Origin of the sequence: Paenibacillus sp. RC67 (assembly GCF_030020805.1) — a bacterium.
GTDB lineage: Bacteria > Bacillota > Bacilli > Paenibacillales > NBRC-103111 > Paenibacillus_S.
In genome coordinates this window covers 659,777-675,524 of sequence record NZ_CP125098.1, presented here as the reverse complement: position 1 = coordinate 675,524, position 15,748 = coordinate 659,777, and the positions used below count along the sequence as shown (strand labels likewise).

15 protein-coding genes and 1 pseudogene are annotated in these 15,748 nt (G+C 45.9%); 4 read left to right on the top strand and 12 right to left on the bottom strand.

The features are described 5' to 3' along the window. Positions 1–77 precede the first annotated feature (77 nt). Positions 78–1,380 (bottom strand): annotated as a pseudogene (locus QMA13_RS03110) (chaperonin GroEL); the annotation flags it as partial. Between the two features lie 135 nt (positions 1,381–1,515). Between QMA13_RS03110 and QMA13_RS03105 the strand changes: the two are divergent. Then, positions 1,516–1,764: a hypothetical protein gene (locus tag QMA13_RS03105; RefSeq protein ID WP_282939455.1), complete on the top strand. Its 249-nt coding sequence runs from the start codon at positions 1,516–1,518 to the stop codon at positions 1,762–1,764. Beyond that, positions 1,751–2,131: a type II toxin-antitoxin system VapC family toxin gene (locus QMA13_RS03100; protein ID WP_282939454.1), complete on the top strand. Its 381-nt coding sequence runs from the start codon at positions 1,751–1,753 to the stop codon at positions 2,129–2,131. The genes QMA13_RS03105 and QMA13_RS03100 overlap by 14 nt, the downstream gene beginning before the upstream one ends. Positions 2,132–2,260: 129 nt before the next feature. Here the strand turns inward: QMA13_RS03100 and groL are convergent, their stop codons facing one another. From groL to QMA13_RS03050, 10 genes are all read right to left on the bottom strand, one after another. Beyond that, on the bottom strand, positions 2,261–3,889 hold the full coding sequence (groL, locus tag QMA13_RS03095; RefSeq protein ID WP_282939452.1) for a chaperonin GroEL: 1,629 nt from the start codon (positions 3,887–3,889) through the stop codon (positions 2,261–2,263). A gap of 124 nt (positions 3,890–4,013) precedes the next feature. Beyond that, complete coding sequence (groES, locus tag QMA13_RS03090; protein ID WP_028553107.1) at positions 4,014–4,295, bottom strand: co-chaperone GroES; 282 nt, start codon at positions 4,293–4,295, stop codon at positions 4,014–4,016. Positions 4,296–4,637: 342 nt separating this feature from the next. Then, positions 4,638–5,399: a twin-arginine translocase subunit TatC gene (tatC, locus tag QMA13_RS03085; RefSeq protein ID WP_282939450.1), complete on the bottom strand. Its 762-nt coding sequence runs from the start codon at positions 5,397–5,399 to the stop codon at positions 4,638–4,640. A gap of 33 nt (positions 5,400–5,432) precedes the next feature. Further along, positions 5,433–5,858, bottom strand: coding sequence for a twin-arginine translocase TatA/TatE family subunit (gene tatA / locus QMA13_RS03080; protein WP_282939449.1), 426 nt, complete (start codon positions 5,856–5,858; stop codon positions 5,433–5,435). A 26-nt stretch (positions 5,859–5,884) separates the two neighbouring features. Further along, positions 5,885–6,880, bottom strand: coding sequence for a molybdopterin-binding protein (locus QMA13_RS03075; protein WP_282939448.1), 996 nt, complete (start codon positions 6,878–6,880; stop codon positions 5,885–5,887). Next, complete coding sequence (gene mog, locus QMA13_RS03070; RefSeq protein WP_028553111.1) at positions 6,870–7,370, bottom strand: molybdopterin adenylyltransferase; 501 nt, start codon at positions 7,368–7,370, stop codon at positions 6,870–6,872. Before mog ends, QMA13_RS03075 begins: the two co-directional genes overlap by 11 nt. A gap of 41 nt (positions 7,371–7,411) precedes the next feature. Next, positions 7,412–7,906, bottom strand: coding sequence for a cyclic pyranopterin monophosphate synthase MoaC (gene moaC, locus QMA13_RS03065; protein ID WP_282939446.1), 495 nt, complete (start codon positions 7,904–7,906; stop codon positions 7,412–7,414). Beyond that, a complete protein-coding gene (locus QMA13_RS03060; RefSeq protein WP_282939445.1) occupies positions 7,903–8,541 on the bottom strand; it encodes a 5-formyltetrahydrofolate cyclo-ligase in 639 nt (212 codons plus the stop codon). Before QMA13_RS03060 ends, moaC begins: the two co-directional genes overlap by 4 nt. 142 nt (positions 8,542–8,683) lie before the next feature. Beyond that, positions 8,684–9,484, bottom strand: coding sequence for an FkbM family methyltransferase (locus QMA13_RS03055; protein WP_282939443.1), 801 nt, complete (start codon positions 9,482–9,484; stop codon positions 8,684–8,686). A gap of 64 nt (positions 9,485–9,548) precedes the next feature. After that, entirely contained in the window at positions 9,549–10,442 is an 894-nt protein-coding gene (locus QMA13_RS03050) for an endonuclease/exonuclease/phosphatase family protein (protein WP_282939441.1), read from the bottom strand. A 267-nt stretch (positions 10,443–10,709) separates the two neighbouring features. Here QMA13_RS03050 and QMA13_RS03045 point away from each other — a divergent pair, with 267 nt between their 5' ends. Then, positions 10,710–11,831, top strand: coding sequence for a hypothetical protein (locus tag QMA13_RS03045; RefSeq protein WP_282939440.1), 1,122 nt, complete (start codon positions 10,710–10,712; stop codon positions 11,829–11,831). 137 nt (positions 11,832–11,968) lie between these two features. Continuing rightward, positions 11,969–12,625: a hypothetical protein gene (locus QMA13_RS03040; protein WP_282939439.1), complete on the top strand. Its 657-nt coding sequence runs from the start codon at positions 11,969–11,971 to the stop codon at positions 12,623–12,625. Between the two features lie 131 nt (positions 12,626–12,756). On the opposite strand, the gene QMA13_RS03035 is transcribed toward QMA13_RS03040, so the two are convergent. Continuing rightward, positions 12,757–15,366, bottom strand: coding sequence for an Ig-like domain-containing protein (locus QMA13_RS03035; protein WP_282939438.1), 2,610 nt, complete (start codon positions 15,364–15,366; stop codon positions 12,757–12,759). Between the last annotated feature and the right edge of the window lie 382 nt (positions 15,367–15,748).

Here is a 15,748-nt window from a genome sequence, read left to right as displayed (position 1 = left end):
GAAGCGATGATATCTGAATGAGGTGAGGTTAACACTCCTACCTATTCCCCTTATATATCAAGGGATTTTGGCACGTATTACATCATGCCGCCCATGTCAGGCATAGCTGGTTTATCTTTTTCTGGTTTGTCCGCGATAACCGCTTCGGTTGTCAAGAACATAGCTGCAACGGATGCTGCGTTTTGCAATGCGGAGCGTGTTACTTTTGCAGGGTCAACGATACCGGATTCGAACATGTTAACCCACTCGCCGGTAGCAGCGTTGTAGCCGATGCCTACAGCTTCTTTTTTCAAGCGCTCAATGATTGCGGAGCCTTCTTGACCAGCGTTAGCTGCGATTGTACGTACAGGCTCTTCCAGAGCGCGTAGAACGATGTTTACGCCTGATTGCTCGTCGCCAGAGGACTTAACTGCTGCACGAGTTGCGTTCAGAGCATCTTCGATACGAAGCTTACGCTCTTTTAACTCAGTTTCAGTAGCTGCACCAACTTTGATTACCGCTACGCCGCCAGCCAATTTAGCCAGACGCTCTTGCAGCTTCTCTTTGTCGAAGTCGGAAGTGGTTTCTTCCAATTGCGTACGGATTTGGGAGATACGAGCGCCGATGTCTTTTTTGTCGCCTGCGCCGTCTACAATAATAGTATTTTCTTTAGTTACGCGGATTTGACGAGCTGTACCCAATTGCTCAGGACGAGTGGATTTCAGATCCAATCCAAGCTCTTCTGTGATCACTTGTGCGCCAGTCAATGCAGCGATATCTTGCAGCATAGCTTTACGACGGTCGCCGAAGCCAGGAGCTTTAACCGCTACGCAAGTGAATGTTCCACGAAGTCTGTTCATGATCAAGGTTGCCAAAGCTTCGCCTTCTACATCCTCAGCGATGATCAGAAGCGGTTTGCCTTGTTGTACTACTTTTTCAAGCACAGGCAAGATCTCTTGAATGTTGGAGATTTTTTTGTCTGTGATCAAGATGTATGGGTTATCCAAGATAGCTTCCATTTTGTCCGTATCTGTGATCATGTACGGGGAAATGTAGCCACGATCGAGCGATCAGTTCGCCTACTTCTTCGTCAGCAGCGGAGATAGCCGCTACTTGAGCAATGGATTGTTTGCCTTCGATTGCTTTGGAGATGTTTTTCAATTCCTCTACAGCCGCTTTAGCCGCTTTAGCCGCTTTGTCGATCCCTTTACGGATAACCATAGGGTTAGCGCCAGCTGTCACGTTTTTCAAGCCTTCGCGAATCATCGCTTGAGCAAGAACGGTTGCTGTTGTGGTACCGTCACCGGCTACATCATTTGTTTTTGTTGCTACTTCTTTAACGAGTTGAGCACCCATGTTCTCGAATGCATCTTCGAGTTCGATTTTTTTAGCGTATGTTATGAAAAAAGAGGCATCCAAAAAGTTCAGTTAGCTCATGAGAAAACTTTAATGTAATGCATCTGGATGCGATTGTAAGATTGGTAATTGTGAGTCAATACTGAATCAGATATAATTAAATGAAGGACGGTGATTAACATGAACTTCGTCAGAAAAATAACAAACAGTGATGTGCTAAAGTATATTATCGATCTTCCAGAGAACCTACGCAATCAGGACGTTGAACTAATCATATTACCAATTGGAGATCCAACTCCATTTAAAACACCAGTACCTGCTACTCCTACAGCGCGAGGCGCATTAAAACAATTCGCCAACATAGATTTAATCGAATATGAACAAAACGCTTGGGCAAAGGGTGTGCAAGAAAAGCATGAACATCGTTGATGCAAATATGATTCTACGGTATTTGCTTCAAGATGCGATTCAGTTCATTGATCAAGCCAGTGAAAAGATTGAAAACTACCCTATCTTTATCCCTAATGAAGTTATCACCGAGGTCGTTTATGTTCTGGAGAAGGTATATAAGGTGGATCGACCACTTATCTATGATTCACTACGGAACTTACTCACCTACAGCAACATCACCACGCATGACAGAAGTATCCTAGTTGAAGCTCTAAAGGTCTACAGTGAAATCAAAATCGATTTTGTTGACTCCTTGCTCTTCGCTTATTCCAAGATCGAAGGACATACTGTTTTCACTTTTGATAAGAAACTTAACCAGTTGCTTGATGAATTACGCAATGCATAATTAAAAGGCTTCTCACGAGTTCTAAATGAACTTTGTGAGAAGCCTTTTTTTATTCAATATGGTCAAAATGTGGTCAAACGACGTTCTTCCGAAGAAGAACCCTTGATGCTACAGGCTTTACAGCCTAGATTACATCATGCCGCCCATTCCACCCATGCCGCCCATGTCAGGCATAGATGGCTTGTCTTTTTCTGGTTTGTCCGCGATAACCGCTTCGGTTGTCAAGAACATAGCCGCAACGGATGCTGCGTTTTGCAATGCGGAACGAGTTACTTTTGCAGGGTCAACGATACCGGATTCGAACATGTTAACCCACTCGCCAGTAGCTGCGTTGTAGCCGATGCCTACAGCTTCTTTTTTCAAGCGCTCAACGATGACGGAGCCTTCTTGACCAGCGTTAGCTGCGATTGTGCGTACAGGCTCTTCCAGAGCGCGTAGAACGATGTTTACGCCTGTTTGCTCGTCGCCAGAGGACTTAACTGCTGCTACAGCATTGTATACGTTAACGAGGGCTGTACCACCGCCAGAAACGATACCTTCTTCAACCGCTGCACGAGTTGCGTTCAGAGCATCTTCGATACGAAGCTTACGCTCTTTCAACTCAGTTTCAGTAGCTGCGCCGACTTTGATTACTGCTACGCCACCAGCCAATTTAGCCAGACGCTCTTGCAGTTTCTCTTTGTCGAAGTCGGAAGTGGTTTCTTCCAGTTGCGTACGGATTTGGGAGATACGAGCGCCGATGTCTTTTTTGTCGCCTGCGCCGTCTACTACGATTGTGTTTTCTTTTATTACGCGGATTTGACGAGCTGTACCCAATTGCTCAGGGCGAGTGGATTTCAGATCCAATCCAAGCTCTTCAGTGATCACTTGTGCGCCAGTCAATGCAGCGATATCTTGCAGCATAGCTTTACGACGGTCGCCGAAGCCAGGAGCTTTAACCGCTACGCAAGTGAATGTTCCACGAAGTCTGTTCATGATCAATGTTGCCAAAGCTTCGCCTTCTACATCCTCAGCGATGATCAGAAGCGGTTTGCCTTGTTGTACTACTTTTTCAAGCACAGGCAAGATCTCTTGAATGTTGGAGATTTTTTTGTCTGTGATCAAGATGTATGGGTTATCCAAAATAGCTTCCATTTTGTCCGTATCTGTAATCATATACGGGGAGATGTAGCCACGATCGAATTGCATACCTTCAACCACTTCAAGCTCAGTAGCGAAGCCTTTGGACTCTTCAACGGTGATAACGCCGTCTTTACCCACTTTTTCCATAGCTTCAGCGATCAGTTCGCCTACTTCTTCGTCAGCAGCGGAGATAGCCGCTACTTGAGCGATGGATTGTTTGCCTTCGATTGCTTTGGAGATGTTTTTCAATTCTTCTACAGCCGCTTTAACCGCTTTGTCAATCCCTTTACGGATAACCATAGGGTTAGCGCCAGCTGTAACGTTTTTCAAGCCTTCGCGAATCATCGCTTGAGCAAGAACCGTTGCTGTTGTAGTACCGTCACCGGCTACATCGTTAGTTTTAGTTGCTACTTCTTTAACGAGTTGAGCGCCCATGTTCTCGAATGCATCTTCGAGTTCGATTTCTTTTGCAATGGTAACACCGTCGTTAGTGATCAACGGGCTGCCGAATTTTTTCTCCAGAACCACGTTGCGGCCTTTAGGACCCAAAGTAACTTTTACGGCATTTGCCAAAGCGTCAACACCGCGAAGCATTGCGCGACGAGCGTCTTCACTGAATTTAATATCTTTTGCCATGAGTGATACCCTCCCGAAAATGTAGTTTTTATTTTAAGTCGTACCATTATTTGCATCGTAAGTATAAGCTAGCTTCGCTCATAAAGCAGCAGCTCATAGGCTAACTTAAGTAAGATCCTCTAAATTAGGCAAGAACGGCAAGAATGTCGCTTTCACGCATAATCAGAAGCTCGCGGCCATCAAATTTCACTTCAGTGCCAGCGTATTTGGAGAAAATGATACGGTCGCCTTCTTGAACTTCAAGCGGAACACGCACTCCGTCTTTAAGAACACCGCTGCCAACTGCTACTACTTTACCTTCTTGCGGTTTCTCTTTAGCTGTGTCTGGCAGTACGATACCGCTTGCTGTGGTTTCCTCCTTAGCAATGGCTTCAATGACTACGCGATCACCCAACGGTTTGATCATGAGAAAATAGCCTCCTTTAGATTATGGTTGTTTCGTATATTCCGTTAGCACTCGAATATGCTAAGTGCTAACAACACTTATTATGATAATCAGTTTGTGTGAATTTTGCAAGTGGTTTTACCGATTTTACTGAACTTTCACACCCCATTCATTGTATCCATCCAAAAATAAAATATACGATGTCCTATGAGAGCCCTACATCCTGGGGATTAGGTTCTTTTCTAATGTAATAAATACTATGAAATGCCGCCAAATTCCTGCTAGTTATCGAAAACGCTTGTCCTACTCTTCAAACAGAAAAAAAGCCCGCCCTCACACAGTCAGAGACTGATAGAAGCAGACTTATTTAGCACCGAACTCTTCTTCCCAAGCTTGATCTTTGAGCAGTTGCTTACGGTATACCATACCCGACAACAGCACGCTGCACTCATATAGGATAATCATCGGAACCGATACAATAACCGCTGAGAGCATATCTGGAGGCGTAATCATTGCGGCCACTATAACCAGAATCAAATAGGCGTAGCGGCGAATTTTGTGCAGCCGATTCGGATTCAAAATCCGCAGCTGTGTCAAAAACATAATGACAATCGGCAGCTCGAACAAAAGTGAGATCGGAATCAGAATATTGAACATAAACGAAAAGTATTGGGAAATTCCATACGTCTCTTGTAATGCAAGCTTTTCCGAGATACCCGATGTAAATAAAAATGCCATTTTAAACACAACAAAATAAGCAAATGCCAACCCGATTAGGAACAATAGAAAAGCGAATGGAACAAATTTCAATGATGCTTTCTGCTCTTCTTCCCGCAAACCTGGCTTTAAAAAAGACCATATTTGGTATAAGGCAACTGGTAGTGTAATAATGAGTCCGGTTACCAATGCAAAGCTCATGTACATCCTAATGCCATCCCATGGAGAAAATACGTTCCAGGTAATATCCTTAGCCGGAGGTACAGTTTTAAGATAAGCTATAATTGGCTGAGCCACAATAATGCCTATGACCATTCCGATAATGAGTACGACCAGTACCCATATAATCCTTTTGCGAAGCTCGCCAAGGTGCTCGACCAATGACATTCCTTCATCGATATCCTTCATTTGTTCACCAACCTGCTGTGAAGTGAATAACTATTAATCCGGCAGCCTGCGTGAATCCGTTGCCGGTCTTTCTTGCTGAGCAGAAGCCGATACTGTTGGTGGCTGGCTGCTGCTTTGAGTCGAAGATGCTGCTGCTGGAGCAGGCGTTACATCTTTGCGTTGAGGTTGAGGCTGTGGTTCCTCATCTTGCAAGCCGCCCATCAGATCATTGGCCGTCTTTTTAAATTCACGCATCGTTTTGCCCAGCGCTCTACCTAGTTCTGGCAGCTTATTCGGACCGAATAAGACTAGTGCCACAAGAGCAATAAGCAGTATGTGGGAAATACTCATAGGACCTCCTTTTGTTACCGTATTTCTGCCGTTCTTTAATGAAGCAATACAACCTAGAATCTGTCCGACGGATTGATTTTGATGAAATACCATCCCTTTCTCGGAAACCCAGATTGAATCAATATTCACCTGTTTGGTTCCCCTCGGACAGACTCCTAACACCCGTACAAGCCTCCGTATCCCATCTCCGCTATTTCCTGGCGGGTGATAGGCTCTCCTGCGCAAATGCGCGGCAAAATCACATCGAACGAGGTATACGGGTCATGCATTACACAGCCGGGTAGCCCCATAATAGGGATCTCTCCCAAATAACCAATCAACAGCATAGAACCCGGCAGCATCGGTGTCCCATAGCTTACGATACGGGCTCCAGCCTGTTTAATCGCGCCAGGAGTTCGATCATCCGGGTCTACGGACATCCCGCCTGTTACAAGAATTAAATCGACCTTAAGCTCTTCTAAAAAGTAGCGGATTTCGCTGACAATCGTTTCGCTGTCATCCGGGGCAAGCCTTTGTTCTATTACTTCGGAGCCCAAGGCAGCTACCTTTTCCCGAACGATCGGCCCGAATTTATCTTGAATTCGTCCCTTATACACCTCGCTACCCGTCGTAATCAAGCCTACGCGGAGAGGACGAAATGGTTTGACTTCGACCAAGGGCTCGCTTGCCCGCTTCTCGACCTCACGAATTTTCTCCTCTTCTATAATAAGAGGAATGACCCGCGTTCCGGTCAATGATTGCCCTGGTTTGACAACAGTATTCGTCTTGATGGTGGACATAACGATTTGATCCAACGCATTGACCGCGTCCACGAGCGGCTTATGTATTTTGGCCAGTCCATGAATCGAAGACTTCAGCGTGATTTTGCCTTCGTGAGGCTCCGTCAGTACGACATTCATCCCTGCAGCCGCCTTGGCCATCCGCTTGGCTGCCTCATCTTCATGAAGCCAGCCATCCTCGAGAGCCATAGCATAGATATGCTCCTTACCTATATTCAGCAAGGCAGGAATATCGCTTTCCTGGATTACATGACCCTTTTTGAACAGACGTCCTTTGAATTCCCCGGGAAGTATCTGCGTCAAGTCATGCGCCAGCATCATCCCGACCGCTTCCTCGACCTTCACCTCGCGAAGCATATCCTCAGGCTTCATACCCATGATCTCCTTCGCGTCCGGTCAAGATGCCCAGAGCATGCGGCAGCTGATCCATGACGGCTGCCAAATTCTCCGAAACGCCTTTAGGACTGCCTGGCAGATTAATGATCAGCGTTCTGCCGCGAATCCCGGACACCGCCCGCGAAAGCATTGCTCTTGGCGTCTTTTGCATCGAAATCATTCGCATGGCTTCGGCAAATCCGGGAGCTTGGCGGTCGATCACTTCCAAAGTTGCTTCCGGAGTTACATCTCGAGGGGCAAGGCCTGTTCCGCCTGTGGTCAGGATGAGATCCACCTTGAAATAATCGGTCATTTCGATCAACGCGGCCATAATCTCGTCCTTCTCGTCCGGCACTACACGGTACTCAATAATTTCCCCGTTAATTTCCTCTTCGATCAGCTCCCGAATCACTTGGGCGCTCGTATCCTCACGCTCTCCCCGGGATCCTCGATCGCTTGCGGTTAAAATCGCCACTTTCCAACGCATAAGCTTACTCCTCTCCATGGGCTTATTGTACCGTAAAGTGATTACAATTCGGTGTCGGTTCTGTGAAAGTCACCGTTTTTTCCACCCGTCTTACTAACCAGCATAGTGGGTCCGATGATCATATCCTTCTCAGCCGCTTTGCACATATCGTAAACCGTCAAGGCGGCTGCCGATACGGCAGTCAACGCTTCCATCTCAACTCCGGTCAAACCCTTCGTTTTGACGGTCGCTTCGATGAAGAGCTGGTCGTCATCATTATCGCTGAACCGGACATCAATGCCGGTCAACGATAACGGATGACACATCGGAATCCAGTCTGATGTCTTTTTGGCAGCCATTACGGCAGCGACCTGCGCAACGGCAAGCACATCGCCTTTACCGATTCGCCCTTCCTTAATTAAGGTCAACGTAGAAGGCTTCATCGACACCGTTGTCCTTGCCGTTGCGGTACGGCTTGTCTCCTGCTTATCGGAGATATCTACCATCTTGGCTCTGCCCTGCTCATTGAAATGAGTCAAGGGAGTCGAATCACTCATGGTTTCAGCCCTCCTGTTTTGGTAGCGCGGAGTGTTCTCTCCTCCGTAATCAGCTCGTCCAATCGGAAGTCGAACAATCCCATCGGAACCTCCTTAATCATCTGCAGATCAAAAGCTCCCGCAATGATATAAGGCATAGTCCAACCGGAACGTACATACTGCTGCATAAACCGGTCATAGAAGCCTCCGCCATAGCCTAATCTGCCGAACTGCGAATCAAAAGCCAAACCAGGAACCAGAATCACATCGATCTGCTTCATATCATGAAACCGAGGTGCATTCGCTACGGGCTCAGGAATGTTCCAAGCCCCCTTCTCCAGATCCTCATACGATTCGATTTCGAACAGCTTCAACTGCTTAGGCTCCTGCTGCACTTTGGGGACGAGGACACGGTATTGCTTGGCCCAGCAAGCTTCCATAACCGGTGTCACATCGACCTCAGATTTCACAGGCACATACGTAAATAAAGTGGGCCGATGACCCGGACTGGCACTGGAATCCATAATCTCGCCGATTCGGCGAACTAACGCTTCACTAACTTGCTTCGATTTTACGCTGTGCTCTGAAGGCGATAATGCATTTCGTTCTGCCTCTGCTAGACGTCGAAGCTCCATTTTCCATTCTTTGATATTCATGTAACGGCCTCTCTTTGATGGGGTCGGAAACGTGAGGAAATTGCACTCTAATGAAAAAACATCATTTTCATTCAGTTTACAACAATTATCCATTAAAAAAAAGCAAGAGATCATTTACCCGCATTTCTTTTCATTTTTTGCCCTATTCTTGGCTCCCAGGCTTCATAACTACATAGGGAAATCCAGGACCTGTAAAAATCTCCTCCAATGGGAAAGAGACAAGCTGACCTTCTGAATTGATCAAATAGAACACATACCCATACTGTTCATGGTAAGACCTCAGCAGTTGATGAAAAGGCTCCAGATCGCTCTGAAGAGCCGCATTATTAAGTTCAAATACAATCGTTCCAATAGACCGCTGAGTCAAGTATTCCTTCATACCGAGAAATGCGTGATACTCTCCGCCTTCGATATCCATTTTCAGCAGGTCGATTCGAGGTACGGAGGAATAAAGCAGGTCCAGCCTCTCTGCGGGAATGGTGATGGATTGAACCTCTTCTTTATAATGTTGAAAATAAGCTTCATTATGCCTTTGAATCGAAGCATTTCCTTTAAATTTTTCATTGGCGTAAAAAGAAACAGCCTTATTTTGACTATAGACCGCTTTGTTATGAACGATGGTTCGGTCATGCAAATAGTTAATGGATAGAGAATCATTTAAATAATGGACGATTTCCGGATTCGCTTCATAAGCGATCACTTTACCTTGAGTTCCAACAAGCATCCCGAACAGCACCGAAAAATAGCCTACATTGGCTCCAATATCGACGGCCGTTTGTCCAGGCTTCATATAGTTAATTAAATATCGGGTCAAAGGGAGCTCCACTGCGCCTGACAACGCAAGCTGGGGCATAAGACTCAAATCATCCGCAGGCACAATCAAAGTACCCTTCCAAACCGTCGAGATCAGCATACGATTATTACCAATATATAGTCCGTGCATGGTCCCCTCCTGCAAGCCTTTAGTCAACTTCTTTTTAACATATGCAGAGGAAGGAATCATGGCATTATTGCCCACCCTGGAACAAGGCTACTTTATATAAAACAGGCACATGATCGGAAGCCTTCGTTGCTTTGGTCCAAGCTGGCGTATCCTCCAAACCGGGAAAGCTGGTGAATATATGATCGATCTGTCCCCCGTGTAACACCGTCGATTCGGAAGCCGGCAATCTCGCTTGATGCAAAGTCTCATTCAATTCCTTCATTAAAGGATCTTGATCCGTCATATTCAAATCCCCCAATAATACGATCGGCGTTCGGATTTCCTTCAAAATACGAAGCAGCTCAGGCATCTGCCGTTCACGGTCAGCTCGTGTTACTCCCAGATGGGTCGTTACAATCGTCACCAGCTCTTGCTCCCGCCCTTGCTGCCCTTGTGATGGGTTGTGCGGCCTCTGGATCTCCATTTGGGCTGTTAGAACCACCCGCGGCTCCTTTTCCCCCGGTAAGGGATACGTATGTGGATTTATCAGGGGGAACCGGCTTAGTAGGGCGATCCCATATTGGGAAACACCCTGGCTCATGGCCGGAGCATATAAGAACGTCATATGAAGAGACTGCGATAAGGCACGTGCTTGATCCTGAAAACCGCTGCGCCCTTGAAATCTATCAACCTCCTGCAGTGCTATGAGATCGGCTTTACCTTGTGATAGAGCATCCCGAACAGACTGCAGACGAACTTGACCATCCAAGCCTTTAGCATGGCGAATATTAAATGTCATCAAAGTAAGCTTGTTCGCTGCACTATAGGAAGGACGACTAAGAGCCTTACCCACAGGCAGCCAGCTTAAGACCAACAATATACTAATTGCAAAGACTACTATTAATAGGGATAAAGAGAGCGCCCCTCCATTGCGAAGCCTCTTTCCACTTCCTTGCTCCGTATTCATTTGCAGCTGCACAGCTCTCACCTCTTTTTTCCAACCTACACGAAGTCTTGTTATGGCCGGCTCCCCGCTTCACACAAGGAAACTCCACCTACAATCCTGTTTCATCGAGCATACGATATACGTTTTAAGTTTGTATACAAGGAAACGGATGGAAACTTTCGTTCAGCGCACTTTCAGCTAACATTAATGAGAGGTTAAGCTACACTTCATAGGTTTTTCATAAATGGAGCCTATACTTCAAAGTGTAAGGAAAATCATTCATAAAGGTGGAGAAAACATATGAAGCAAATCGGTAAAAAAATACTTACAGGCACAATCGCAGCAGGATTCCTTCTTGGAGGCGGACTTACCGCAGTACTTACTCAGGCTCAAGCGCAGGATACCACCAGCTCGACTGTTCAAAATAGCTCAGATACCAGCTCCAAACAAGACAAAGCAGGCTTCAAAAAAGGAATGGAAGGTCGCGGCGGCGAACGTCCTGGCTTCGGCTTTGGCGGAAACAACGTGATCAAAGAAACAGCTACATTGCTCAGTGTAGAACAAAGTGTTGTTATGGATGAACTGAAGCAAGGCAAAACGTTAGCTCAAATCGCTCAAGACAAAGGCGGCCTAACTCAAGACGATTTCCTGCAAAAATTAATCGCAGCCGAAACTTCTACAATCGATGCAGCGGTAACCTCCGGTAAGCTGACTCAAGAGCAGGCGGACAAGCAGAAAACCAACTTAACAGACCGTCTGACCAAGGAAGTTACTAACACAGGATTTGGCAAGGGCTTTGGCGATAAAGGACCTCAAGGGGATAAGGGCGAAAGCCGTGGCATCAATGTGTTCCAACAAATCGCTACTGTCCTTGGCGTAGAGCAAAGTGTAATCCAGGATGAATTAAAGCAAGGGAAAACATTAGTTCAAATCGCACAGGATAAAGCGGGATTAAGCGAGGATACTTTATTGCAAAAATTAGTAGCTGCAGAAACGGCGAATATTGATGCAGCCGTGACATCCGGCAAGCTGACTCAGGAGCAAGCTGATAAACAAAAAACAGGTCTTTCCGATCGTTTGAAAAAAATGATTGAAAATACGCAAAAACAAGGCCCTATGGGTGGCGGTTTTGGAAAAGGTTTTGGAAAACAGGAGCATTTCGGAGGCTTTGCCAATAGCGATGCTTTGGCCAAAATTCTCGGAATCACTAAAGAAGAGCTGAACACCCAGCTGAAAGCGGGCAGCTCGCTGGTTGAGATCGCTCAATCCAAAGGAATTACTGAAGATCAATTGATCGCTCAAGTGAAAGACAGCATGACGGACTCTATCAAAAAATTTGTTGAGAACAAAGGGCAACAACAGCATAAAGAGAAGAAGTCTGCCTCGGAAGCTTCTTCTGCTACAACTGACGCTGCCAAATAAAAACGAACACATTCCGTTGTGAACACGATTCAGTTTCCTCCTATACTTTATATAGAGAGCTGCCTGCATGGAGGCGGCTCTCCTTGATGTCTCATAAAACATACCCTTCGGATCATAGGTGAGAGGAAGAATTTATAATGAAATATAAACAGCTCATAGGAACTTGTGCATTATTGGCGGTCATTGCAAGCGGCTGCGGAACTGCTTCGGATGGGGCAGCAAAGGGTACGGCCAACGCTGCCGGCTCCACAAGCACTCCTTCAGCCCAAACTCAGGAGCAGAAACAGGATGCTAACCAAACCTCGCAGGATAAGCAGCAAAGAACAGCGATGAGCCAAGGTCAACGTCAAATGATGATGACTTTTCAGACCTTGATTCAAATGGATAAACAAGAAGGGCTCAGCATTACTAAAGATCAGGCTGCACAAATGCTGCCCGTCGTTCAAGACAGCGTGACGAAAGGCGAGCTTGTTACAGACAATCAGACAAAGCTGGTTGAGAAGCTTACGACAGAACAAAAGAAATTCATCGATGATGCTGCAGCTCGCATGCCGATGAGACAAGGAAACTCCGATGCTGCCAATAACGGTGAAGCTAAGCCAAAGCAGGCCCCAACGGAGGAACAGCTGAAAAAGATGGAAGAAAATAAACAGCAAAGACAGCAGCAAAAGTCTGACTCCAATGCAACCGGCCAAGCTAATAAAGACAATCAGCCAAGAAACGGCGGTTTCGCCGGCGGTGGAAAAGATATAGGGCAGCAGCTCATTGAATTGCTTCAATCGAAATCCAAATAACTTTATAGTGAACCACTACTAAGAGGATACATAATATCCTGTAATTAGGCAGCTAGACAGAGAAAAGGACCCGCCGGCGGCGGATCCTTTTTTATTTATTACGAATGAATGATAGCTTGTTACTCCAAAAGTTAATTTACGATGATATAAACCGTCGTCTTCTTCTTGGCATACGTAACGGTCACAGTCGCCTTGCCCTTACCAGTAGCTTTAATGATTCCGTCCTTCACGTCGGCAACACGGATATTGGACGAAGTCCACAATGCTGGAATGGTAACATCCTCTTCTGCCAAGTCTTCGAATGTAGCCGTTGCTTTTACCTCTGCCGTCGATCCCGATTTCAACTCAACAGTGACTACATCGGTCTTCAAATATTTCAGCTTGTCGATCTCAACAGGAACCGCAACGCTTTTACCGCCGAACGATGCTGAAATGGTAGCACTACCTGCTGATACTCCGGTAACTAGACCGTTGTTTACGTCAGCAATTTTATAGTTGTTTGATTTCCATTGAGCAATATCAGACACGTCTTTCTTGCTATCATCAGAAAGGGTTGCCGTCAATACGATTTGTACGGAGGAGCCGGTTTTCGTGGAAACATATCGTCTATCCACCTCTAAAGCTTGTACAACGCCAATCTCAACCGCAATCGTTACCGATTTGCCGCCATACTTTGCTGTAATCGTCACCTTGCCTCGTGATACCGGAGTCACAATTCCATTCTCTACTGTTGCGATTTGAGGATTGCTGGATGTCCACTCCGCTTGACTCGTAACATCTGTAGGATTTCCGTTGGAGTCGGTAGCACTTAGTGTAATCGTCTTGGTTTCTCCAAGATCAAAATTGATGAAAGAAGGCTTTGCGCTAAGCTTATCCGCCATATCGACTTGTACGTTAAACGTCACCGCTTTGCTCTCAAACGATGCTGTTATGGTAGCTTCACCCGAGCTTACAGCTGTAACGATACCTTCTTCTACCGTAGCCACCTTGGCATTGGAAGTAGTCCATACCGCGTCTTTTTTAAGATTATTCGGAACGGTTCCATCTGTATAAGTTGCTGTCAGGTTCAGCTCTTTCTTATCGCCTTTCTTTAAAGACACATTCGTATCGCCTGTCGTAGTCAAGCTTTTCAATACACCTACGGATACTTGGATCGTTGTCGTTCTCGTACCGTATTTTGCCGTGATTGTTGCAGCACCGGTGCCCACACCTGTAATTACGCCTTTACGAACCTCAGCGATTTCAGGAGCACTGGTAGACCATTCGGCTTTCTCTGTAATATCATCTGTCTTACCGTCATTATAGATAGCACTCAAAGTAACCTTATCATAGCCTCCTACTTGGAAGCTCACCGTTTTTTTGTCCGGCTTGATGACATTAGGAATATCTACGGATACTTTGATCGTTACGCTTTTTTCGCCGTAAGTTGCGGTAATCGTTGCTTCGCCCGCTTTATAAGCGGTCACTTTGCCTTCCGTTACTTTCACAATAGCTTCGTTATCTACAGACCATTTAGCCTGCTTGGCAACGTCTTCCTTTGTGTTATCTAGGTAAGTTGCCCACAGAACGATCGTCTCGCCTTTCCCGGTGTTCATGAAAAGGGCATCCTGCTCAGCTTCTAGTCTTCTAGGCACTTCAACGTCAACGACCGCCGTAACGGTTTTGTTGCCGTATTTGGCTGTAATGGTTACTTCACCGATCGCATTGGCGAACAGCTTCCCTTTTACAACACTTACAATAGCGTCATTGCTCGAAGTCCATTCTGCGCGATCTGTAATATTTTCCGGATCTCCCTCAGCATAAGAGGCCATAAGCTTCAGCTGCTCCGTACCGTTCTTCTTCATATATACGTTCTCGGTACCCAGATCGAGCTTAACTGCATTATCTACATCGACTTTAATCGTAGTTGATTTCGTACCATAGGTACCTGTAATCGTTGCTTGTCCAGGTCCGTAACCGGTGATTTCTCCCTTGAGCACATCGGCAACGCCAGGATTATCCGATTCCCATTCAGCTAGGTTCGTTACATCTACCTTACTGCTGCCGTCTGGATACGTGGCGAATAAAGTAATGGTCTCCGATTTGTTAATTAATAAGGACAATTGGGATTTGCTTGGATCGACCCTCTTAGCGATTTCCACACTAACAGGGATCGAAACGGTCTGATTGTTGTATTTGGCGGAAACGATAGCCGTACCGGAATTTTGACCTTTCACTTTACCGTCGACTACGGTAGCCACTGCATCATTATCAATACTCCACTCCGCTTTGGAAGTGACATCTTCGTTAGTACCGTCATCATAATAGGCGGTCAGCTTGATTTGCTCTTCGCCGTTTTTGCGCATTTCAACTTTTTGCTTATCTTTTACAAGCGAACGGACATGCTTGATAACAGTCACGTTAACTATCACGGTTTTATCCATAAAGCTTGCCGTAACAGTTGTTGTGCCTTCTGCCTTAGCTGTTACAACACCCGCATATACAGATGCTACACCCTTCGCTTCTGCAGCCGGGTTCGAAGTCCAATCCGCTTTGATCGTAACATTTTCTGTCGCTCCGGTCACATACACAGCCGTAGCCGTTAATGACGCGGTTTCACCAACTTCTAATTGCAGCTCATTTTTGTTCAGTACGAGGTTGGATATTTCAGTAGCCGCCATTGCGCTCATCACGCCAAAGCTGCTCGACACGAGACTCAAAATAAGGAACAGTATACAAAGTCTTGTTGCCCGCAAACGCATTGTTTCATCTCCTAGTCTATTTACTTTATTGGACAGCATCCTAGTTAATAGAATCCTGCTTCATCTGACTCCTGCTGATTAAAAAGCCGACATTGTATCGATCTCGACTATGACTTAAGCTTTCGCCGTCAATCGTTCTTGCACCGCAGTCCTCCTTTTAGGTGATAGTCTTCGCTACCTCGAAAAGCCATGCTTTCAGGGAGCGTGCCATGACATATGGCGGACGTATATACCTTATCGGTACAGCACATCTATTTTATCGACAAAAAGCATCAAAAAGTTTAGGTTTTTATCTGAAAGAATGCTGAATGCTTCAGGGGGTTAGCGGCTTCATGTGGATAACAGCATCTGTGGATATGTTGATAGAGAACGGCTAATCTAT

Bases quoted from the DNA above. Each gene is read 5' to 3' on its own strand.
- QMA13_RS03105 (WP_282939455.1), top strand. From the start codon at position 1,516: ATGAACTTCGTCAGAAAAATAACAAACAGTGATGTGCTAAAGTATATT.
- QMA13_RS03100 (WP_282939454.1), top strand. From the start codon at position 1,751: ATGAACATCGTTGATGCAAATATGATTCTACGGTATTTGCTTCAAGAT.
- groL (WP_282939452.1), bottom strand. From the start codon at position 3,889: ATGGCAAAAGATATTAAATTCAGTGAAGACGCTCGTCGCGCAATGCTT.
- groES (WP_028553107.1), bottom strand. From the start codon at position 4,295: ATGATCAAACCGTTGGGTGATCGCGTAGTCATTGAAGCCATTGCTAAG.
- tatC (WP_282939450.1), bottom strand. From the start codon at position 5,399: ATGAAGGATATCGATGAAGGAATGTCATTGGTCGAGCACCTTGGCGAG.
- QMA13_RS03075 (WP_282939448.1), bottom strand. From the start codon at position 6,880: ATGAAGCCTGAGGATATGCTTCGCGAGGTGAAGGTCGAGGAAGCGGTC.
- mog (WP_028553111.1), bottom strand. From the start codon at position 7,370: ATGCGTTGGAAAGTGGCGATTTTAACCGCAAGCGATCGAGGATCCCGG.
- moaC (WP_282939446.1), bottom strand. From the start codon at position 7,906: ATGAGTGATTCGACTCCCTTGACTCATTTCAATGAGCAGGGCAGAGCC.
- QMA13_RS03060 (WP_282939445.1), bottom strand. From the start codon at position 8,541: ATGAATATCAAAGAATGGAAAATGGAGCTTCGACGTCTAGCAGAGGCA.
- QMA13_RS03055 (WP_282939443.1), bottom strand. From the start codon at position 9,484: ATGCACGGACTATATATTGGTAATAATCGTATGCTGATCTCGACGGTT.
- QMA13_RS03045 (WP_282939440.1), top strand. From the start codon at position 10,710: ATGAAGCAAATCGGTAAAAAAATACTTACAGGCACAATCGCAGCAGGA.
- QMA13_RS03040 (WP_282939439.1), top strand. From the start codon at position 11,969: ATGAAATATAAACAGCTCATAGGAACTTGTGCATTATTGGCGGTCATT.
- QMA13_RS03035 (WP_282939438.1), bottom strand. From the start codon at position 15,366: ATGCGTTTGCGGGCAACAAGACTTTGTATACTGTTCCTTATTTTGAGT.